Source organism: Fusobacterium ulcerans (assembly GCF_003019675.1).
Lineage (GTDB): Bacteria > Fusobacteriota > Fusobacteriia > Fusobacteriales > Fusobacteriaceae > Fusobacterium_A > Fusobacterium_A ulcerans.
Map to the genome: position 1 here is coordinate 2,551,524 of NZ_CP028105.1, position 19,665 is coordinate 2,571,188.

Sequence of the window (19,665 nt, forward strand, 5' to 3'; positions counted from 1 at the left end):
AAAACTAGATTAAGTTTTAGAAATTTGGAAATTAGAAAGATTTGTGAGTTCTTTCTAGTGGAAAAATTCTAAAATTATATTTCTATTTATAAGTTACCCACTTTTGTATGCCTATTTTTGAAAACATTTATATTGTTTAAAGAAAAAGTAAAAAAATACTTTAATTTTTTTTAGAAATATACTATACTTATCTTAAAGAATATTTTTATCTATATATAAGCTGGAAATTTATTAATTTATAAAATGGAGGAATCAGATGGAAAAAGTTTATCAAGGAAAGACTAAAGATGTCTACAAATTAGAAAACGGGAATTTCTTACTTGAATTCAAAGATGACTGTACAGGAAAAGATGGGGTATTTGATCCAGGTGAAAACACAGTTGGATTAAAGATAGAAGGAATCGGAAAAGCTAATTTAAAAATGTCAGTTCATTTCTTTGAAATATTAAACAAAGCAGGAGTGAAAACTCACTATATATCTGCAAACGTAGACAAAGGAACTATGGAAGTAGTACCAGCAAGACCTTTTGGAAAAGGACTTGAAGTAATATGCCGTTTCAAAGCTGTAGGAAGCTTCTATCGTCGTTATAACGAGTATGTAGTGGAAGGTGGAGATTTACCTGCTTATGTAGAAACTACATTTAAAAATGATGCTTTAGGAGATCCTCTTGTAACTAAAGATGGATTGGTAGTTCTTAATGTAATGACTCCAGAACAATATGATTCAATGAAAGAAAGAACACAACAAATTTCTAGAATAGTAAGAGATACTTTAGCTGAAAAAGGATTGACTCTTTATGATATTAAATTTGAGTTTGGAATAGATAAAAATGGAGAAGTTATACTTATAGATGAGATAGCTTCTGGAAATATGCGTGTATATAAGAGTGGAAAAATAGTTGATCCTATGGATTTAACTGAAATGATGTTTGCATAAAATAAATTAAAATTCTGCTTTTATTTTTTGAAATAATGTGCTAAAATAATTATGGTCCATTGTACAAGAAGATGTGTCTCTTTTGTAGCTTAACTTAAACAAATTAAAATTACTTCTTGTCACCACTCGGTTGACATTTTGTTTAATTTATGATATCATCTTATGGAAAAATATAATTTTTAAAATTTCTAGGAGGTTTTTAATTTGGCACATTCAAGATCAGCTAAAAAGAGAATATTAGTAGCAGAGAGAAACAGAGAAAGAAATCAAGCGGTAAAATCTAGAGTTAAAACTATGACTAAAAAAGTTTTAACAACTGTAGATACTAAAGATGTAGAAGCTTCAAATGCAGCTTTATCAGTAGCTTACAAAGAGTTAGATAAAGCAGTAAGCAAAGGAATCATGAAGAAAAATACAGCATCTAGAAAGAAAGCAAGATTAGCTGCTAAAGTAAACGCACTATAATTACTAGTATGTTTGAGGGTATCCAGATGTGGATATCCTTTTTTCTTTACAAAAAAATATTCAGAAGGAGCAGAGAATGATAAAATTGATAGTATTGGATGTAGATGGAACTTTAACTAACGGCAAGCTCTATATGGATGATAAAGATAACAGTCTGAAGGCATTTGATGTGAAAGACGGATTTGCAATAGCTCAATGGATAAAACATGGAGGAATTGCAGCTATTATCACTGGGAAAACTTCTGTAATAGTTAAAAGAAGAGTAGAAGAATTAGGGATACAGGAATTAGTACAGGGAGCTGGAAATAAAGTAGCTGAATTAAAAAAAATATTAGATAAATACCAAATATCACTAGAAGAAACTGCTTATATGGGTGATGATATAAATGATTTGGGAGTAATGTCTATTGTAGGGATGTCAGCAGCTCCTAAAAATGCAGTGAAAGAAGTTCTGGACAGAGTAAATTTTATCTCTTCAAAAAATGGTGGAGATGGTGCTGTGAGAGAATTTTTTGAAAAAGTAATGAAAGAAAATGGTATGTGGGAAAAAGTAGTGGAAAGATATTTAAACGAAGGAAAATAAAAAACATAGCATAAATAAAAACAGAACTCAATGTAGAGTTCTGTTTTTTCAATATTTTTAATTTTATTTTTAAGCTGTTATAACGTCCAAGTGCGAGAATTTTTCACAAAGTTCTTTGTAATTTTGTTTTAAGTATTTGAATTCTTCTTTTAGCTCCTTAGAAGCATTTTCAACTGATATAAGGCTTTTTACATCTTTACCACATTCTTTTACTATATTAGAAAAAAGAACATAAAGGAAAGCTAATGTGGTAGCTTTTATACCATTGAAGTCTATAACAACACTATCTCCTTTTTTTATTTTCCTAGCAACCATAGAACATAATTGTAGAGCTTTCTTAGGAGATACAAGGACAGAAGTTTCAAAAATTTTGCTTAATACAAGATTCATGATAGAACCCTCCTTTGTTATTATTATAATAAATCTTCCCTCACTTATATTATATATAGAAATCATAAAAAAGTCAAACAATAAAAATTCACATTTTACTATAAAATAGTATCTTTGTTTTAATCTGGGTAAATAGCTTTTCCCTTTAATTTACCATCTGGATGGTAATACTTCCATGTACCAATAGGAATACCGTTTTTAAAATATCCTTGAACTTGAAGATTTCCATTTTCATGATAAAGAAAATATTCTCCATTGTCACTTCCATTGATATAAGAAGTCTGCATAACTTTTAAACCATTTTCCTGGTAAATAACATACTTTCCATTTAGTTTTCCATCTTTCCAGTTCTCTATAGATTTAAGAGCTCCATTTGGGAAAAAAGTTACCCACTTGCCATCAGGTTTTCCATCAGTATAATAGTTTCTATCTTTTTTATCTATTACCTTTCCTGTAAAGGGAGTATCTTCATTGAAATAATATGTAATACCATTTTCTTCTCTCATTCTTGAAGTATCTGCTGTTTTAGGAGCAGAGAAACTAACTAAAGATATTGCTAAAAGCATTGATAAAATTAAAGTTTTTTTCATAATCAATCACCTACTCTTCTATTTTACCGTGTTTTAAAAAAAAATCAATAGATATTTGCATTGAAATAAAAAAAATAAAGTGGTAGACTGAAGGTAGAGTAATAAATTTGTTGAAATGGAGGTACAGAAATGAGTTTAGAGATAATAGAAAAAATAGAGAAAATATATTCAAAAACAGTGACTCTTGTTAGCGAAGGTGATTTAAAATTTTGTGAATATATTTCAGATAAAAATAAAATATTTATAAAAAAAATGATGGAAAAGAATTCTTTTACAGGTAAAAAAGGAGATAAAGTAGAAGTTTCATTTTTAGAGGGGGATTCTTTAATAACAATACTGTTTTTAGGAACAGGAAAGAAAGAAAATTTAAACAGAGATATTATGAGAGATGTAATATATAATGGTCTAAAAGATGTAACTGGAGATATCCTTATTGGAAGTGAAGATAAAGAGTTAATAGATCTTGAAATAATTGGAGAAGTAGCAGAGCATATAGATTACAAATTTGATAAATATATGAGTGAGAAAAAAGATAAAAAATTAAATATCAGCTATTTTATGGAAAAAAATGATGTTGATGTTATAGAAGGAAAAGAATTAGGAAAAATAATTAATATAGTAAGAGATTTAATTAATGAGCCTGCCTGTGTGATAACTCCAGAAAAACTAGCTGAAGAGGCTGAGAAGTTAGGTAAAGAGTTTGGATTTGAAGTAGAGATACTTGATGAAAAAGAAGCAGAGAAATTAGAGATGAAAGCATTTCTAGCTGTGGGAAGAGCATCAGTCAACAGACCAAAAGTTATTGTAATGAGATATCAAGGTGATACAGCAAGCAAGGAAAGAATAGGACTGGTAGGAAAAGGACTTACTTATGATACAGGAGGGCTTTCTTTGAAACCTACTTCAAGTATGCTGGATATGAAAACAGATATGGGAGGAGCTGCTACTGTAATAGGGACTATGTGTGCTCTTGCTAAAATGAAAATAAAGAAAAATGTAACAGCAGTGGTAGCTGCCTGTGAAAATGCAATAGGATCAAATGCTTACAGACCTGGAGATATTATTGGAAGCATGAATGGTAAAACAATAGAGGTAACTAATACAGATGCTGAAGGAAGACTGACTCTGGCTGATGCTTTAACTTATATAATAAGAAAAGAAAATGTAGATGAGGTAATTGATGCAGCCACTTTAACAGGGGCAATAATGGTGGCTCTTGGAGATAATGTAACTGGAGTATTTTCAAATTCAGATGTAAACTATAAAAAACTGGAAACAGCTGGAAAATACTGGGGAGAAAAATATTGGCAGATGCCGATTTTTGAAGAGTATAGAGATATAATAAAATCTGATGTAGCTGATTTGAAAAATAGTGCTGGAAGATTGGCAGGTTCTATTACAGCAGCTAAATTTTTAGAAGAGTTTGTAGAGGATAAACCATGGATGCATCTGGATATAGCAGGGACAGCATTTAGTGAAAAAAATGGAAAGTATTTTAAAAAAGGTGCAACTGGGCAGGTAGTCAGAACATTATATTCATATATAAAAGGATAAAAAAGTATTTACCAATAAAAGATAAATGTGATATAATAGAAAAAATATCTAAATATAAAATAAAAATATATAATACATTGTGGGAATTTTGGAGGAAAGGATGGAAAATAGTTATTCTTTGCAGCTTATGATTGTCATTACATTAATGATGGTTTATAAGATTTCATTTATGATTTAAAAAAGAAAAAGGAAGAGACAAAAAGGAAAAATCCTGTTTTGTATCTTCCTTTTTCTTTTGTCTATTTTTATAAGAAAAAGTAGAATTTGAATACTAAAGAAGAAAGAGTAAAAAAATATTAATTATCATATTAATCTATATGGAATAGATGAAACTTTTTCTCCAGAATGATAGATAACATTTCTTAATGTGGAAATTATCTGTTCTCTTAAAACTTTTTTAAAGCTGGGAGGATAGTAGCCTATTTTAGCTTTTTTTAAAGCTTCTTTTTGAATATCATTTGGAGAAACAAGAGGATAAAAACCAATTATAAAGCAACTTAGTATTTCTAAGAATTTTCTGATTTGAACTTCTTCTAAACTTGGAAATGCAGTTTTTATAATTTTTATAAATTTAATTTGACAATAATTAAGTTCTTCTTTAAATTGTATAAGTTTTTCTTCAGAAGCATTTTTTTCAAGATTAGTATATAAGATTGAAAATAGTTTTAAAAATCTATCCTGCTTTTCTATTTCTTTAGCTAATATTTCAGAGAATTCATCAGTTTTTTTTGAAAAATCTCTATTTATTTTTATTTTTAATTCAACTAATAATTTATTGAATTCATCTATCATAACTAATAAAAATATTTCTTCTTTAGAAGAGACATATTTATAAAGGTTTCCTCTTGTAAAATTGGTTCCTTTAGCAATATCAGCCAAAGTAATTTCATGAAAATCATGAATATCAAATAACTTAGTAGCAGCGTCTTTTATTTGCTGAATTCTAATTTTTCTTTGTTCTTCCGTCTTAACTCTTTCAAAATCCATTTTACACTCCTTAAAGTATTTTAAATTTCATTATAATTATAACATATATTTTGAATTTTAAAAAATATGTTTGTTATTAATACGAATGGTATATATTTTATATGATATAATTGCTAAAAAATCATATTTTTCCTTGAAAATAAAAAAAATATGTGTTATTATAAAACAATTAAGTAACACGGTGTTACTTAGAAAACTAAAAAAGGAGATTTTAAATTATGAAAGATTTGTGGCATGGAAGATTTGATAGTAATGAAGATATTGATTTGAGAATTTGGCAAATTGTTAAACCTTTTGACGATGTTAGCAAAGAATATGGAATCTGCTTTGTAGGATATGATACAGATGATGGAATAAAAAGAAATCAGGGAAGAATAGGTGCTGAAAAAGGATCTAATGCAATAAGAAAAGCTATACAATCTTTTCCGATAGTAGAAAATTTAAAGATTTATGATTATCAAAACTTAAAAAATAAAGTTTTAGAAGAAGCACAAAAAGAGTATTCATTAAAAATTTCTAATGTTATAAAGAAAGGAATTTTTCCAATAGGATTGGGGGGAGGACATGATATAGCTTTTGCTTCTTATAGTGGAATTAGAAAAGCTTATCCTGATAAAAAAATAGGAATTGTAAATTTTGATACACATTTGGATATGAGACCTTATGATAATGGAGCTACTTCTGGAACTTCATTTAAACAGATATTAGATGAAGACAAGAATGTGAAATATTCAATAGTCGGTTTTAAAAAACAGGGAAATACTAAAAGATTAATAGATACAGCTAAAAATTATAATGTATTAATTTTGGACGAAGAAGATGATGAAAAATTTATAAATGATGAATTAAAAAAATATCTTGCAGATGCAGATATTCTGTATGTAACTTTTTGTATGGATGTGTTTAATGCTTCAGATGCTCCAGGAGTTTCAGCCCCAACAATAATGGGACTTGATCCTAAAAAAGGAAAAAGAATCTTAAGAGAAATTATGAATACTGGAAAAGTTGTCTGTATAGATTTTGCAGAAGTGAGTCCAGAATATGATATAGACAGCAGGACAGCAAAACTTGCAGGAAGTCTCATATATGATATTATGAATAATTTAACAAAATAATAAAATATGAAATTTAGGAGGAAAAACATGGAATTTAGCTTAAATGATTTAGGAGTACTTTTTAAATTTGATATGGTTGGAACAATAGCAATGGGGTTGATATCTCTTTATATTGGAAGAAAACTAAAAGAAAGACTTTCATTTCTTGATAGATTTGGAATACCAGCAGCAGTTTTAGGAGGATTATTATTTGCTCTCATCCATCTATTAATGAGAAGCGTTCATATTGGAAGCATTACATATGATACAACATTGCAAACACCTTTCATGGTAGTATTTTTTACAACTATTGGATTAGGTTCTTCAATTGAGGGATTAAAAAAAGGTGGAAAATTATTGATTATATTTTGGCTTTTAAGTGGAGTTATGACTTTTATGCAGACAGTTATTGGAGTAGGAGTTGCTAAAGCAACAGGAATCAATCCATTACTAGGAGTTTTAGCAGGATCAGTATCAATGTCTGGTGGACATGGATCAGCAGGAGCTTTTGGACAAACAGTGGAAGGATTAGGGGTAACAGGAGCATTGACAGTTGCACTTTCTGCTGCAACATTTGGTCTTGTAGCTGGAGGGCTTTTAGGATCACCTCTTGCTATACATTTAATAAAGAAATTTGACTTAAAACCTAAGGATGTTGTCAATGAAGATGAAGTTGGAATAAAAATTGATATAGAAAAAAGAGAAATAAATCTTAATTCTATGCTGCAACATATACTTATGCTGTCAATTATAATGACAATAGGAATTTCTTTAAGCGGACTTTTAAAAAGCAAGCTGGGAATAGCCCTTCCTTCATATGTAGGAGCTATGTTCTGTGCTATTATTTTTAATAACCTTAATTTAAAAGCTAAATGGGTTGATATAGACAGAAACCTTGTAAATATATTAGGAGAAGCTTCTCTGAATATATTTCTATCTATGGCTTTAATATCATTAAAATTGTGGGAACTTGCAGCACTTGCAATTCCAATGGTTATAATATTAGGTTGTCAGGTAATATTTATGTGGCTGTACACAAGATTTATAGTATTTAAAGCAATGGGAAGCGATTATGATGCAGCAGTTATGGTTTCAGGAATGTGTGGTTCTGGATTAGGAGCGACAACAAATGCTATGATAAATATGGGAGAAGTGAGTGGAAAATATGGATATACAGTTAATCCTTATTTAGTAGTGCCACTGACTGGAGCATTTTTGATAGATATTTTTCAAATGCCGGTTATACTTACAGCAATTAATTTATTTAAATAAAAAATTAGATTTATACATCCTTAGACATTTAAATAGATGCTAAGGATGTATTTTTTTATTTCTATTTTTTAGGATATAATATCATTTGAGTACATCTGAAAAGTGCAATTTTCTTTCCAGTTGCTTCATCTGTAACAACTGCATCCCACACTTGAGTGGTTTTTCCAAGATGCTGAGCAGTAGCAGTACAGCAGATTGCCCCTTTTGTAGTAGTTCCAAGATGATTACTTTTCAGCTCAATAGTTGTTAAACTTTCTGCTCCCTCTGGAAGATGAGCAAAAGAAGCATATCCACATGTAGTATCAGCTAGAGTAATAACAGTTGCAGCATGAAGGTAGCCATTTGGAGCAATATGATATGGTTTTATAGCTAGTCTGCTTGTTAAAAAATTCTCTTTTAATTCAAGAATTTCAACTCCCATAAATTCTGGCAAAAATCCTTTTCCTTTTTTATTTAATGTTTCTATAGTTACATTTTTGTTTAAATTGCTCATTTGTTCGGCGGCCTCCTATTTAAAGTTCATTTTTGTCTTTTATATTTGCAGTTTTAATAATTTCTATGATTATTGCAATTATCATTATCCAGTACAGATTTGAAAATATTAGATTGAAATATGGCGAACTTGTAAATCTGTAAAATAAATCACCTGAAGTATACATATTTCCAAAGATAAGAAAAGAGAGGATTAAAAAATTGGAAATAATATAGATTATCATTAAAATATTTTTTCTGAAGATTAATATTCTTAATATAGCTGATACAATTCTAAAAATATTTGAGAACGCAAAAGAATTTGGAATTAAAGGCATACCCATAGATAATATGATAAAGATAAATCCTTCTGGTCTTTTTTTTCTTACTCCATACAATCCTATCAGAATATTTAAAAGTATCCATCTGACTTTATTGATATTTCTTAGAATATCAGCTATAAAAGAAGAGCTTAAAGGACTTCTTCCACTAGAGATTATACTACGAATAGGTTCAGCTTTAAAGAGAAAATATAAAAAGACTGAAATAATAAGATAAGAACTTAATATGACTAATCCTTCCTTTCCATTGCTTGAAGTTTCGCCTTTTAAGTTATAAGAAGAATACTCAAAATCATCCTCTTTTCCTTTTTGAGAAACTATAAAATCTATTGAAAATATAACCATGCTTAAAATAAACGCTTCTAAAACTACTATTAAATTCATTTCTTTCCCCTTTCAATAAAAATAAAGCAGAATTTATTGTATTTTATATTTTGTAAAATTTTCTGCTTGTATATTAGTTTAGCATGAAAAATCCTCTAAAACAAAATAAAAAAATATGAAATAAGTTGAAATGGTTGTTTGCTGTCTATAAATTTGAAAAGAAAAAGTAGATAATAAAAGTAAATATTTTTAAAATTTGATAAGAAAATAGATTTAAGATAAAAGTCGATTAAAAAAGGACAACAAAAAGCTAAGATGAATTTTAGAAAGTAGAAAAATTCTAAAATTATAGTTCAGCTTATTAGTTATCCTTTTTTTATATTAATATAAACTTGGAGTTCATATTTTTATTTTTTTATAAAACTGTTTTCACGAGGAGCATAACGTTCTCCAACATTTGGATATCTTCTCAATATTTCTTCAATATCTTTTAAATCAGAGTCATTTAAAATAATATCCACAGCTTTTATATTTTCTTCAAGGTATTTAGTGTGCTTAGTTCCTGGGATTGGAATAATGTTTGAACTTTGTGCCAATACCCATGCCAGTGCCAGTTGTGTAGCAGAAATATTGAATCTGTCAGAAGCAAACTCTGTCAGTGCAGCAGCAAGATTTTCGTTGTTTTCTCTGTGTTCTCCATTGTAACGAGGAATGTTAAAACGAAAATCATTAGGTTTTAAAGCTGACATATCCAATTTATTAGTAATTAATCCACGCCCTAAAGGAGCAAAGGGAACAAGTGTTATTCCTAATTCCTTTGTCAAAGGAAGGATTTCATTTTCTACTCCACGAGTTACAAGAGAATACTCGCTTTGAACTGCTGTTATAGGGTGGACTGCATTTGCCCTTTTTAAATCTTCAGGGGAACATTCACTTAAACCTATATAACGAATTTTTCCCTCTTTAACTAATTCTGCCATAGCACCTACTGTGTCTTCTATTGGAACTTTAGGATCAACACGATGAGCATAATACAGATCAATAGTGTCAATACCCAGTCTTTCCAGACTTCCTTCAACTGCTTCTTTCAACCATTTGGGAGAAGCATCGATATAATTTACCCCATCTTTTTGACGGAATCCAAACTTTGTAGCTATAAAAATTTTTTCACGATTATCTTTTAAAATATTAGAGATTAACTTTTCATTTATTCCATTTGCATAAATATCCGCAGTATCCAGAAAGTTTATTCCTAATTCCAATGCACGATATAAAGTAGCAAGACTTTCTTTATCATCTGGTGTTCCATAAGATGTGCTCATGCCCATACATCCCAAACCTATTGCAGAAAGATTAATTTCTGTTTTAGCTAATTTTCTATATTTCATATATTTCTCCTTTTAGTTACTGCTCCTTTTGTCTAAGATTTTTTTCATTTTTTACAACACATTTTTCATAAACTTCAATTTTGTAGTCAAGTCTATTAAGAGTCTGTTTCATTTCATCTATTCTTGCAGCTAAGAGCTTTCTTTGTTCTGTCAAAATTTCTTTACGTGCCTCTACAGTTTGTTCACCTGCCTGAAATAATCCAACATATTCTATAAGGGCTTCAACAGGAAGTCCAGCAGCACGCATACACTTGATAAATTCTATCCAGTTGCATTCATTTTCTCCATAATCACGGATTCCTCCCTTTGTTCGTGGAACAGAAGGAATAAGTCCTATACGCTCGTAATAACGCAATGTATCAATAGTTAATTCAAATTTTTTACTTACCTCTGCAATTGTCATATCATTACCTTGTATGATAAAAGCGTAGTAAATTATTTATCATACATCCTCCTTCTTTAATTCATTTTGGTATATAATTAATTATTGAAACTGTGGACTTTTTACTTTTGCCTAAAGATTCTTTTGAATACTTTTACTAGGAGATTATTGCCACTGTTTTTTCTCAAACACTTATAGTTGGTTAAAATTCTTTTGATTTTTTATGTTTGCAAGGATGTGTTGATTAAAACTTTGTGGATGCGCAGTTTCTTATCTCTTTTAAAGGATGTGATGTTTATGTTATTGTTAGGTATTGATATCGCTAAATTAAATCATGTGGCTTCTCTTGTTGATTCTGATTCTGGGGAACTTATTTTTTCTAATTTTAAATTCCAGAATAATATGCCTGGATTCCTCTCCCTTTATGAAAAAATTGTAGATTTTCCAATTAAAGACATTATTATTGGTTTAGAATCAACTGCCCATTATGGAGAAAATTTTATTAATTTTTTCTTTCAAAAAGGATTTAAAATTGCTGTAATCAACCCTTTACAAACTTCACATTTACGTAAAGCTAATATTAGAGATACTAAAAATGATCATTTAGACTCTATTACTGTTGCTAAAGCTTTACTTTTTGATAATTTCAAATTTGTTTCTCAAAACAATGTTTCTAATTTTGCGCTAAAAAAACTTACTCGTTTTAGAAAAAGTCTAGTTAAACAAAGATCTAGAAGTAAAATTCAGCTTGTTTCTTTACTAGATATTATTTTTCCTGAACTACAATATGTTTTTAAAGCTGGTATCCATACTAAGGCTCTTTATGCCCTTCTTAAGAAATATCCTTCTACAGAAAAAATAGCTGCTTTAAGAGAAAAATCATTATTTTCTATTTTAAGCAAAGCTTCTAAAGGCCATTATGACATGGCAAATGCTTTACTTTTAAAAAGTCATGCTAAATCTTCTGTAGGTGTCAAGGATACATCTATATCTATACATATCCCTCAATTAATTGAATTAATTGAGCTGTTAGATAAGCAAATTAAATCAATAGAAGAAGAAATTGAAGCTTCTCTTGATAATGGATCACCAATTCTTTCTATTCCAGGAATTAGTAATGTTGCAGCTGCCAGCATAATTGGAGAAATTAATGATATTTCTAATTTTGATTCCCCATCTAAATTACTTGCATATGCAGGACTTGATCCTAAGATAAGGCAGTCAGGAAATTTCAATGCTTCTTCATGTAGGATGTCTAAAAAAGGGTCTCCATATTTGCGCTATGCTTTAATTTACACTGCTTGGAATTTAGTAAGAAACAGCAAAATATTTAAAGACTATTATTTAATTAAAAGAGCACAGGGAAAATCTCATTACAATGCTTTAGGGCATGTTGCGCACAAATTGGTGAGAGTGATTTATGCTTTATTTAAGAAAAATTTAATCTATCAAGAATTTCAACTCTAACATTCTTAGATTAAAAATATTTTAAAGAGTTTTCAAACTCTAATTTTGTAATGCAGAAATATTAAGATGAAATTTATTTATTTTTATCTTGACTTTTCATAGTTGGTCTCCTATGAGTAAAGTTTAACACCTAGAGTTGACTCTAGGTCAAGAAGTTTTTTAAATTTTTTATTTATATATTAAGAAAATTTCAAATTCAATTTGGAACTAAAGAAAGAAATAAAATAAGAGAGCAAGATAAAAAAGTATTTTGGAAAATAGAAATTATATAATTAAAAAATGGATGCCTTATAAAGTGAAGTGCATCCATTTATTTTTGCTATTCAGCAGGAACAGGGTCTTTGCATACATCTACCCATTCCCCTTGAGTTATACCTTCTAACATATCAACAGGAACTTTAACCGCTGAATGATCAGAACCACCAGCAGGATAAACTATTTCAAATTCCTTTAAAGTTTTATCAAGATAAACTCTCAATGGTCTTTTTAATCCAAAAGGACATACTCCGCCAATTGGGTGGCCAGTAGCTTCCAACACTTCATCGTGAGGAATCATAGTAGCCTTTTCTTTGAATTTATCTTTAAACTTTTTATTATCAACTCTGGCTCCGCCTTTTGTAAGTATAAGGATATATTCTCCGCTTTTTAATTTGTATCCCATTGTTTTAGCAATCTGATCCTCTTCAACTCCCCAAGTTGCAGCAGCAGTTTTAACAGTAGCAGTATCTCCTTCAGTTTCTTCAACTTTTAAGGGAAGATTGTTGTCTTCAAAAAATTTTTTTACACTTTCAACACTCATACTATCATCTCCTTAATTTTAACTATGAGTATACCAAAAAAAAGAAAAAATTTGAAGCTATTTTTCACAAATTTCTAAAGGAAGATTGTCAGGATCTCTAAAAAATGTATATTTTTTACCAGTAACTATGTCTATTTTTATTGGTTCAGTGACTATATTTTTCTCATTTAAATATTTCACAGAATTTTCAATATCATCTACTTCAAAGGCAAGATGTCTTAATCCTCTGGCTTCTGGTGAAGTTATTCTTTCTGGAGGATCTGGAAATGAAAAAAGTTCAATTTGATATTCTCCAGCTATTTCAAGATCAAGTTTATATGATTTTCTTTCACTTCTATATGTTTCTTTTAGAATTTTAAATCCTAAAATATTTACATAGAAATCTTTAGATTTTTCATAGTTTGAACAGATAATTGCTGCATGATGAATTTTATTAATAAACATAAAAGCTCCTATTTATTTATTAAAATCAAAATCTGTCTGTCTCAAAGCTTCATATAGAATGATAGCAGCAGAATTAGAAAGATTTAGAGAACGTCCCATATCTATCATAGGAATAGTGATGCAGTGGTCAGCATTTCTATTTAGAATATCTTCTGGAATTCCTCTTGACTCAGGACCAAACATAACAAAATCATTTTTTCCAAATTTTATATCTGTATATTTCTGCTTTGTTTTAGTAGTTGCATAATATATGACAGCATCAGGGTTTCCATTTATAAAATCTTCATAAGATTCCCACACTTTTAAATCAACAAGATGCCAGTAATCAAGACCAGCTCTTTTTAATTGTTTTTCATCTAAAGAAAAACAAAGAGGTTTGATTAAATGCAGAGTTGTATTAGTAAGTACAGCACTTCTTCCTATATTTCCTGTATTATATGGTATTTCAGGGTATAATAAAACTATATTCAATTTTTTTCCTCCTAACAAAATATTTACCAATAGATTATACACCAAAGAATGAAAATAGTGTATATCTTTTTGAATATATCTGATAAAAGAGGGATATGTCCTTTTTCAGAAGAGAGAACATCTATAATACATCGTTCTTGATAATTTAGGTAGACAAAATCAGTAATACTGAAGTATAATTAAAGATATGATATAGAATGTATGAGGAATTGAAGGAGGAAAACTGGAAAATGATGAATATAAAAACATTTTATTTAGGTTCAATGATGACAAATTGTTACCTTACTTGGAACGATGATAAAAATGCGTATCTTTTTGATTGTGGTGGAGAAAATATAGATAAAATAATGACTTTTTTAAAAGTTAATGGACTTACATTAAAATATTTAGTTCTTACACATGGACATGGAGATCACATTGCAGGAATAAATAGATTAATAGAAGAATATCCAAATGTTGAAGTATATATAGGTAAAGAGGATGCAGCATGTCTTACTGAACCAGAACTAAATTTAATGAAATATATAACAGGAGTAAGCTTTGTTTTTAATGGAGAGTTTCATACTGTAAAAGAGGGAGATATGGTAGGAGAATTTAAAGTTTTAGATACTCCAGGTCATACTATCGGATCAAAAAGTTTTTATTGCCCTGAAGCAAAAATGCTGATTTCAGGAGATACTATGTTTAGAAGAAGTTATGGAAGATATGACTTGCCTACAAGCAGTGGAGAAATGCTTTTCAACAGTCTTGCAAAATTATGCAGACTTCCTGCTGATACAAAAGTATACAGTGGACATAGCGATGAAACAGCTATAGGAGAAGAAAAGGAATTTCTATCTATGCAGGGAATAATCTAAATAATTAGGAGGTTATTTTTATGAATGAAAAAATATATGATGTTATAATAATTGGCGGTGGCCCAGCAGGCCTTACAGCTGGAATATATGTTGGAAGATCAAAATTGAGTACATTAATAATTGAAAGCGAAGGGATAGGAAGTCTTCTTATGGCTCATAAGATAGATAATTATCCAGGATTTCCAGAAGGTATATCTGGAAAAGAACTTTACACTTTAATGAAAAAGCAGGCTGAAAAGTTTGGAGCTGAATTTTTAAGTGCAACTCTTTTAGGTTTTGATGTATACTCAGACACTGAAAGCAAAATAGTAAAAACAGATAAAGGAAATTTTAAAGCAAAGGTTGTAATAATAGCAACAGGAACTGGAAAAAATGGAAATAAAAAACTAAAGGGAGAAGAGGAATTTTTAGGTAAAGGGGTATCATATTGTGCTACTTGTGATGGAGCTTTTACTAAAAATCTTAATGTATCTCTATTAGGACAGGGAGAAGAAGTCGCAGAAGAAGCACTTTTTCTTACAAAGTTTTCAAAAACTATAAAGATATTTGTAAATGAAAAAGAATTTAAATGTCACAAAGATACTTTAGATGCTCTTACTGCTTCTGGAAAAGTAGAAATAATAACAGACGCAAAACTTCTTGAAATAAAAGGTGGAGAGTATGTAGAGAAGCTTGTGATAGAAAAAGATGGAGAGACAAAAAACTATCCTTCTGACTTTGCATTTCTTTATTTAGGAACTAAAAACAATACAGAGATGTATGGAGAATTTGCTGATCTGGATAATCAAGGGAATATTGTAACAAAAGATGGATTAAAAATCAATATAGAAGGAATGTATGCAGCAGGAGATATAAGATCAGGAGTAGTAAGACAAGTGACAACTGCTGTAGCTGATGGGACTGTAGCTGCTATGGAAGCTATCAAGGAAATCTTAAAAAAGAAATAAAAAAAGAGGAAATTTGATAAAAATATGGTATCTTATAATAAGCCGAAATGTGATCCTAAGCAGGATCTTAAAAAAGGAGCTGATTACATATGAGAAAAACATTCATACTAGATACCAATATACTTATTCATGATCCTTATTGTATTTATAACTTTAGAGGTAATGATGTTATTCTGCCTATCTATGTTATAGAGGAGATAGATAAGCTTAAAAGAAATCAGAATACAGCTATGCAGGCCAGATTGGCTTCAAGAGTTTTAGATGAAATCAGAAAAGAAGGAAGTCTTTTTAAAGGAGTAGAGCTGAAAAATGATATATTTTTCAGAGTTGAAATTAAAAATGATATGAATCTTCTGCCAGAAGTTTTAAAAAGAGATATTGTAGACAACTACATTATTTCAGTAACACTGGGAATAAAAAAAGATAATCCAGACAAGAGAGTTATAATAGTAACAAAAGATATAAATATGAGAATCAAAGCGGATGCTTTGGGACTTGAAGTGGAAGACTATTCTACAGATATGGTAGATTATACAGAACTGTATGATGGATTTTATGAAGTAGAAGTAGACAGCAAGACATTTGGACAATATGAAAAAAATGGTAAGATGGATTTTGCAGATTTAGGAAGAGAAGATATTGTTCCAACACCAAATTGTTTCTTTAAGTTGAATTGCAAGGGAAATATCCTCACTGGAAGATATGACAATGGAAAAATCAAAAAGTTTCTTCTTGGAGACAGCAGTGCATGGGGACTTAGAGCAAGAAATGATGAACAGAGATTTGCTATGGATCTTCTGATGGATGAAAATATAAAGGTAGTTACTCTCGTAGGAGGAGCCGGAACAGGAAAAACGCTTTTAGCCATAGCAACAGGATTGGAATTGGTAGTTGAAAGAAAAAAATATAAAAAATTATTGATAGCAAGACCAATTATTCCTATGGGTAAAGATCTTGGATACCTTCCAGGAAGTGAAAAAGAGAAATTAAAACCTTGGATGCAGCCTATCTTTGATAATATAGACTTTCTAAGTGAAGCAAAAGATGATAAAACTGGAGAGAAAGTTGTAGAAGGACTAGAAGCTATGGGTATATTAAAAATAGAAGCTCTGACATATATTAGAGGAAGAAGTATACCAAGAGGACTTATTATAATTGATGAGGCACAGAATCTTACTCCATTGGAAATAAAAACTATAGTAACAAGAGCTGGAGAAAATACTAAGATGATATTTACAGGTGACCCTCAGCAGATAGATAATCCTTATCTTGATTCTAATACAAATGGATTGACATATTTAGCTGACAGGCTGAAAACTGAAGATATTGTAGGACATGTTACTTTGAAAAAAGGTGAAAGATCTAAACTTGCTGAAATAGCAGTAAAATTATTATAAAATTTTAAATAACAGGGGCAGTCATTTGGCTGCCTTTTACTTTATCTAAATTATTTTAAGAATAAAAGAAGTGTTTAGAAACAAATATTTTTTTAGGACAAATTCATAATTCTATTGTATAATTAATACATGTATAAAAAAGCTCCAGGAGGGAAAATGACTAGTAATTGCCAAGAAATATTGAGATTTTTAAATTGCAAATATGAAATATTTGAAGATGAAGAAAACAACAATGTAATAATGAGAAGATATAAGGAATTGAAAGAAATAGGAAAAAAGGAAAATTTTACACCATTAATAATAGTCCCAAGTGATATTTTAGCAGAGACTCTTAGTTTTATATATGAAGATTATGATGTGGAAGAATCTCAAAATGGAATAAAAGAATTTCGGGAAAAAGCTTTAAAAGAAGCAGAAAGCATAGATGTATCAGAATTTTTGAAAGAACGTTTTGACGAATACAGCGATATGCATAATGGTGATGATGTAACTGGAAACTTTAAATACAGTGAACCGTCAAATGAGTTTATAACATTTGCTGATGCTGATGAAATACCCTTTCCAGAGGTTGTAATAGTAAAAATACCTGAGTCTGAGCCTTGGAAAGCAGCAGTTTGGCTTCCTATGGGGGGATTCAATGACTGCCCCACACCAGCAGAGCAGGCAGCAGTTTTTAAATTCTGGTATGAGAAATATGGTGCTGTGCCTGGAGCTGTGACATATGACAACTGGGAATTATATGTGGATAAACCTTTAAAAGAAAATGAAGAACTTGAAGAATTAGCAGAGGAACAATTTGCCTTTTGTTACGACATAGTTATGCAGGGATGCGGGGATATTCGTTCTCTTGCAAGCTGTCTTAGAAATTCTCATGTATGGTATTTTTGGTGGGATTAAAATAAAAGTTTATACTTTAATATTTTAACTATCTGTGATATAATTTATTGTATTTAATATAAGAGAAGAAGTTTAGGAGGAGAATTATGGAAACATTATTTACGATAATGCTTTTTATATTTGCTATAGCGCTTATAATATTAGTGCTTATACAGCCTGATAGGAGCCACGGAATGTCAGCAAGCATGGGAATGGGAGCTTCAAATACTGTGTTTGGAATATCAAAAGACGGTGGGCCTTTAGCTAAAGCAACTCAAGTAGTTGCAGTACTATTTATTGTCAGTGCACTTTTATTATACTTAGTAAAATAGAAGGAAGAGGCGTATTGTTTTATCAATACGCTTTTTTTGTCAAAAAATAAAATGGTTGTGATGAGATGAATCTATTTGAAAGTAATTATGATAAAATAAAGCCTTTAGCTCTAAGACTCAGACCTACTAATTTAGATGATTTTATAGGTCAGGAAAAAATATTGGGAAAAGGTGGAGTTTTAAGAAAATTAATAGAGAAACAGAGCATATCAAATTCTATTTTTTTTGGACCACCAGGATGTGGAAAAAGTTCACTGGGAGAGATAATCTCTAAAACTCTTGACAGTAACTTTGAAACTCTAAATGCAACTGTTGCCAGTCTTAACGACCTGCGTGAGATTGTAGAGAAAGCCAAGAAAAATCTTGAATTTTATGGTAAAAAAACTATCCTGTTTTTAGATGAGATACATAGATTCAACAAACTTCAGCAGGACGCACTTCTTTCATACTGCGAGTCAGGAATACTGACTCTTATAGGAGCTACTACAGAAAATCCTTATTACAGTCTGAACAACGCTTTATTATCAAGAGTGATGATATTTGAGTTCAAATCTTTGAGCAGAGATAATATCAGAGAAATACTTGAAAAAGGAGTAAAGTATATAGGACTGGAAGAAAAGATATCAAAGGAAGTAATAGAGTGTATACTGGATATTTCACAAGGAGACAGCAGAATAGCCATAAACTATCTGGAACTTTATCAAAATAGCTGTATGGATTTAGAAGATGAAGAAGTTCTGGATATATTCAGACAGAGGCAGTCTTCGTATCATAAAGCAGAAGATAAATATAATTTAATATCAGCTTTGATTAAGAGTATGAGAGGAAGTGATCCTGATGCAGCTCTTTACTGGCTGGGAAGACTTCTCCATGGAGGAGAGGATCCAAGATATATAGCAAGAAGAATAATGATACATGCCAGTGAAGATGTAGGGATGGCAAATCCAGAAGCTATGCTTATAGCCAGCAGTGCAATGGCAGCCAGTGAAAAAATAGGTATGCCCGAAGTAAAAATAATACTTGCTCAGGCGGTAATATATCTTTCTATATCTACAAAGAGCAACTCATGCTATATGGGAATAAATAAAGTAATGGAAGATATAGAAAAAGGAGATATGGAAACAGTACCTTTGACTATATGCCATAATGCAAAAGGATACAAATATCCTCACGACTATGCTGGAAACTTTGTAAAGCAGAATTATACTGCTAAAAAGAGAGAGTACTATGTCCCTGGGGATAATAAAAATGAGAAACTTATAAAAGAAAAAATGGAAAAACTATGGGGAAAATAATA

At 30.1% G+C, this 19,665-nt stretch carries 23 protein-coding genes; 13 read left to right on the forward strand and 10 right to left on the reverse strand.

Translation table 11 applies throughout. The annotated features are described in order from the left end of the window. The first annotated feature begins 256 nt into the window (after positions 1–256). From C4N20_RS11810 to C4N20_RS11820, 3 genes are all read left to right on the forward strand, one after another. Positions 257–937, forward strand: a complete 681-nt coding sequence (locus C4N20_RS11810; protein ID WP_005976590.1) for a phosphoribosylaminoimidazolesuccinocarboxamide synthase — start codon at positions 257–259, stop codon at positions 935–937. Between the two features lie 204 nt (positions 938–1,141). After that, complete coding sequence (gene rpsT, locus C4N20_RS11815) at positions 1,142–1,402, forward strand: 30S ribosomal protein S20 (RefSeq protein WP_005976592.1); 261 nt, start codon at positions 1,142–1,144, stop codon at positions 1,400–1,402. 76 nt (positions 1,403–1,478) lie between these two features. Continuing rightward, the gene (locus C4N20_RS11820; protein WP_005976594.1) at positions 1,479–1,985 is read left to right on the forward strand and encodes a KdsC family phosphatase; all 507 of its coding nucleotides are present in this window, start codon (positions 1,479–1,481) and stop codon (positions 1,983–1,985) included. A gap of 69 nt (positions 1,986–2,054) precedes the next feature. On the opposite strand, the gene C4N20_RS11825 is transcribed toward C4N20_RS11820, so the two are convergent. Both C4N20_RS11825 and C4N20_RS11830 read right to left on the reverse strand, forming a co-directional pair. Continuing rightward, a complete protein-coding gene (locus C4N20_RS11825; protein WP_005976596.1) occupies positions 2,055–2,375 on the reverse strand; it encodes an STAS-like domain-containing protein in 321 nt (106 codons plus the stop codon). A 119-nt stretch (positions 2,376–2,494) separates the two neighbouring features. Beyond that, positions 2,495–2,965 (reverse strand): toxin-antitoxin system YwqK family antitoxin, encoded by a 471-nt coding sequence (locus tag C4N20_RS11830; protein WP_005976598.1) that lies wholly within the window; start codon positions 2,963–2,965, stop codon positions 2,495–2,497. 129 nt (positions 2,966–3,094) lie between these two features. Here C4N20_RS11830 and C4N20_RS11835 point away from each other — a divergent pair, with 129 nt between their 5' ends. Then, positions 3,095–4,519 carry a leucyl aminopeptidase gene (locus tag C4N20_RS11835; protein ID WP_005976600.1) on the forward strand — a complete coding sequence of 475 codons (1,425 nt, stop codon included), beginning with the start codon at positions 3,095–3,097 and terminating at the stop codon, positions 4,517–4,519. A gap of 303 nt (positions 4,520–4,822) precedes the next feature. Here C4N20_RS11835 and C4N20_RS11840 read toward each other — a convergent pair whose 3' ends face one another. After that, positions 4,823–5,506: a TetR/AcrR family transcriptional regulator gene (locus C4N20_RS11840; protein ID WP_005976602.1), complete on the reverse strand. Its 684-nt coding sequence runs from the start codon at positions 5,504–5,506 to the stop codon at positions 4,823–4,825. 218 nt (positions 5,507–5,724) lie between these two features. On the opposite strand from C4N20_RS11840, the gene hutG reads away from it, so the two are divergent. Together hutG and gltS are read left to right on the forward strand one after the other, a co-directional pair. After that, positions 5,725–6,621: a formimidoylglutamase gene (gene hutG / locus C4N20_RS11845; RefSeq protein WP_005976604.1), complete on the forward strand. Its 897-nt coding sequence runs from the start codon at positions 5,725–5,727 to the stop codon at positions 6,619–6,621. Between the two features lie 27 nt (positions 6,622–6,648). Then, positions 6,649–7,872, forward strand: coding sequence for a sodium/glutamate symporter (gene gltS / locus C4N20_RS11850; RefSeq protein WP_005976606.1), 1,224 nt, complete (start codon positions 6,649–6,651; stop codon positions 7,870–7,872). Positions 7,873–7,933: 61 nt separating this feature from the next. Here the strand turns inward: gltS and C4N20_RS11855 are convergent, their stop codons facing one another. From C4N20_RS11855 to C4N20_RS11870, 4 genes are all read right to left on the reverse strand, one after another. Further along, positions 7,934–8,365, reverse strand: a complete 432-nt coding sequence (locus C4N20_RS11855) for a PaaI family thioesterase (RefSeq protein WP_005976608.1) — start codon at positions 8,363–8,365, stop codon at positions 7,934–7,936. Between the two features lie 19 nt (positions 8,366–8,384). Then, on the reverse strand, positions 8,385–9,068 hold the full coding sequence (locus C4N20_RS11860; protein ID WP_005976610.1) for a hypothetical protein: 684 nt from the start codon (positions 9,066–9,068) through the stop codon (positions 8,385–8,387). Between the two features lie 347 nt (positions 9,069–9,415). Next, on the reverse strand, positions 9,416–10,396 hold the full coding sequence (locus C4N20_RS11865; protein ID WP_005976612.1) for an aldo/keto reductase: 981 nt from the start codon (positions 10,394–10,396) through the stop codon (positions 9,416–9,418). A gap of 16 nt (positions 10,397–10,412) precedes the next feature. Continuing rightward, positions 10,413–10,799 (reverse strand): MerR family transcriptional regulator, encoded by a 387-nt coding sequence (locus C4N20_RS11870; protein ID WP_005976614.1) that lies wholly within the window; start codon positions 10,797–10,799, stop codon positions 10,413–10,415. Positions 10,800–11,075: 276 nt separating this feature from the next. Between C4N20_RS11870 and C4N20_RS11875 the strand changes: the two genes are divergently transcribed. After that, complete coding sequence (locus C4N20_RS11875) at positions 11,076–12,245, forward strand: IS110 family RNA-guided transposase (protein WP_005976615.1); 1,170 nt, start codon at positions 11,076–11,078, stop codon at positions 12,243–12,245. A gap of 319 nt (positions 12,246–12,564) precedes the next feature. On the opposite strand, the gene C4N20_RS11880 is transcribed toward C4N20_RS11875, so the two are convergent. Genes C4N20_RS11880 through C4N20_RS11890 form a run of 3 tightly spaced genes read right to left on the reverse strand, consistent with a single transcriptional unit; the run spans position 12,565 to position 13,959 of the window. After that, entirely contained in the window at positions 12,565–13,044 is a 480-nt protein-coding gene (locus C4N20_RS11880; protein WP_005976617.1) for a YbaK/EbsC family protein, read from the reverse strand. A 57-nt stretch (positions 13,045–13,101) separates the two neighbouring features. After that, complete coding sequence (gene gloA2, locus C4N20_RS11885; protein WP_005976619.1) at positions 13,102–13,488, reverse strand: SMU1112c/YaeR family gloxylase I-like metalloprotein; 387 nt, start codon at positions 13,486–13,488, stop codon at positions 13,102–13,104. A gap of 12 nt (positions 13,489–13,500) precedes the next feature. Then, on the reverse strand, positions 13,501–13,959 hold the full coding sequence (locus C4N20_RS11890) for a tRNA (cytidine(34)-2'-O)-methyltransferase (protein WP_005976621.1): 459 nt from the start codon (positions 13,957–13,959) through the stop codon (positions 13,501–13,503). 233 nt (positions 13,960–14,192) lie between these two features. On the opposite strand from C4N20_RS11890, the gene C4N20_RS11895 reads away from it, so the two are divergent. From C4N20_RS11895 to C4N20_RS11920, 6 genes are all read left to right on the forward strand, one after another. Continuing rightward, positions 14,193–14,816 (forward strand): MBL fold metallo-hydrolase, encoded by a 624-nt coding sequence (locus tag C4N20_RS11895; protein WP_172453951.1) that lies wholly within the window; start codon positions 14,193–14,195, stop codon positions 14,814–14,816. A gap of 20 nt (positions 14,817–14,836) precedes the next feature. Next, entirely contained in the window at positions 14,837–15,763 is a 927-nt protein-coding gene (locus tag C4N20_RS11900) for an NAD(P)/FAD-dependent oxidoreductase (RefSeq protein WP_005976625.1), read from the forward strand. A gap of 89 nt (positions 15,764–15,852) precedes the next feature. Next, positions 15,853–17,160, forward strand: a complete 1,308-nt coding sequence (locus tag C4N20_RS11905; RefSeq protein ID WP_005976627.1) for a PhoH family protein — start codon at positions 15,853–15,855, stop codon at positions 17,158–17,160. A gap of 156 nt (positions 17,161–17,316) precedes the next feature. Next, positions 17,317–18,057 (forward strand): DUF4253 domain-containing protein, encoded by a 741-nt coding sequence (locus C4N20_RS11910; RefSeq protein ID WP_005976629.1) that lies wholly within the window; start codon positions 17,317–17,319, stop codon positions 18,055–18,057. Positions 18,058–18,143: 86 nt separating this feature from the next. Continuing rightward, positions 18,144–18,368: a preprotein translocase subunit SecG gene (secG, locus tag C4N20_RS11915; RefSeq protein ID WP_005976631.1), complete on the forward strand. Its 225-nt coding sequence runs from the start codon at positions 18,144–18,146 to the stop codon at positions 18,366–18,368. Positions 18,369–18,433: 65 nt separating this feature from the next. After that, entirely contained in the window at positions 18,434–19,663 is a 1,230-nt protein-coding gene (locus tag C4N20_RS11920; protein ID WP_005976633.1) for a replication-associated recombination protein A, read from the forward strand. The last annotated feature ends 2 nt before the right edge of the window (positions 19,664–19,665 follow it).

Excerpts from the sequence above, each read along its gene's own strand:
- gltS (WP_005976606.1), top strand. The coding sequence starts at position 6,649 with ATGGAATTTAGCTTAAATGATTTAGGAGTACTTTTTAAATTTGATATG.
- C4N20_RS11920 (WP_005976633.1), top strand. The coding sequence starts at position 18,434 with ATGAATCTATTTGAAAGTAATTATGATAAAATAAAGCCTTTAGCTCTA.
- C4N20_RS11855 (WP_005976608.1), bottom strand. The coding sequence starts at position 8,365 with ATGAGCAATTTAAACAAAAATGTAACTATAGAAACATTAAATAAAAAA.
- C4N20_RS11825 (WP_005976596.1), bottom strand. The coding sequence starts at position 2,375 with ATGAATCTTGTATTAAGCAAAATTTTTGAAACTTCTGTCCTTGTATCT.
- C4N20_RS11865 (WP_005976612.1), bottom strand. The coding sequence starts at position 10,396 with ATGAAATATAGAAAATTAGCTAAAACAGAAATTAATCTTTCTGCAATA.
- hutG (WP_005976604.1), top strand. The coding sequence starts at position 5,725 with ATGAAAGATTTGTGGCATGGAAGATTTGATAGTAATGAAGATATTGAT.
- C4N20_RS11895 (WP_172453951.1), top strand. The coding sequence starts at position 14,193 with ATGAATATAAAAACATTTTATTTAGGTTCAATGATGACAAATTGTTAC.
- C4N20_RS11910 (WP_005976629.1), top strand. The coding sequence starts at position 17,317 with ATGACTAGTAATTGCCAAGAAATATTGAGATTTTTAAATTGCAAATAT.
- gloA2 (WP_005976619.1), bottom strand. The coding sequence starts at position 13,488 with ATGTTTATTAATAAAATTCATCATGCAGCAATTATCTGTTCAAACTAT.
- C4N20_RS11810 (WP_005976590.1), top strand. The coding sequence starts at position 257 with ATGGAAAAAGTTTATCAAGGAAAGACTAAAGATGTCTACAAATTAGAA.
- C4N20_RS11840 (WP_005976602.1), bottom strand. The coding sequence starts at position 5,506 with ATGGATTTTGAAAGAGTTAAGACGGAAGAACAAAGAAAAATTAGAATT.
- secG (WP_005976631.1), top strand. The coding sequence starts at position 18,144 with ATGGAAACATTATTTACGATAATGCTTTTTATATTTGCTATAGCGCTT.
- C4N20_RS11870 (WP_005976614.1), bottom strand. The coding sequence starts at position 10,799 with ATGACAATTGCAGAGGTAAGTAAAAAATTTGAATTAACTATTGATACA.
- C4N20_RS11830 (WP_005976598.1), bottom strand. The coding sequence starts at position 2,965 with ATGAAAAAAACTTTAATTTTATCAATGCTTTTAGCAATATCTTTAGTT.
- C4N20_RS11820 (WP_005976594.1), top strand. The coding sequence starts at position 1,479 with ATGATAAAATTGATAGTATTGGATGTAGATGGAACTTTAACTAACGGC.
- C4N20_RS11905 (WP_005976627.1), top strand. The coding sequence starts at position 15,853 with ATGAGAAAAACATTCATACTAGATACCAATATACTTATTCATGATCCT.
- C4N20_RS11880 (WP_005976617.1), bottom strand. The coding sequence starts at position 13,044 with ATGAGTGTTGAAAGTGTAAAAAAATTTTTTGAAGACAACAATCTTCCC.
- C4N20_RS11860 (WP_005976610.1), bottom strand. The coding sequence starts at position 9,068 with ATGAATTTAATAGTAGTTTTAGAAGCGTTTATTTTAAGCATGGTTATA.
- C4N20_RS11900 (WP_005976625.1), top strand. The coding sequence starts at position 14,837 with ATGAATGAAAAAATATATGATGTTATAATAATTGGCGGTGGCCCAGCA.
- C4N20_RS11875 (WP_005976615.1), top strand. The coding sequence starts at position 11,076 with ATGTTATTGTTAGGTATTGATATCGCTAAATTAAATCATGTGGCTTCT.
- C4N20_RS11835 (WP_005976600.1), top strand. The coding sequence starts at position 3,095 with ATGAGTTTAGAGATAATAGAAAAAATAGAGAAAATATATTCAAAAACA.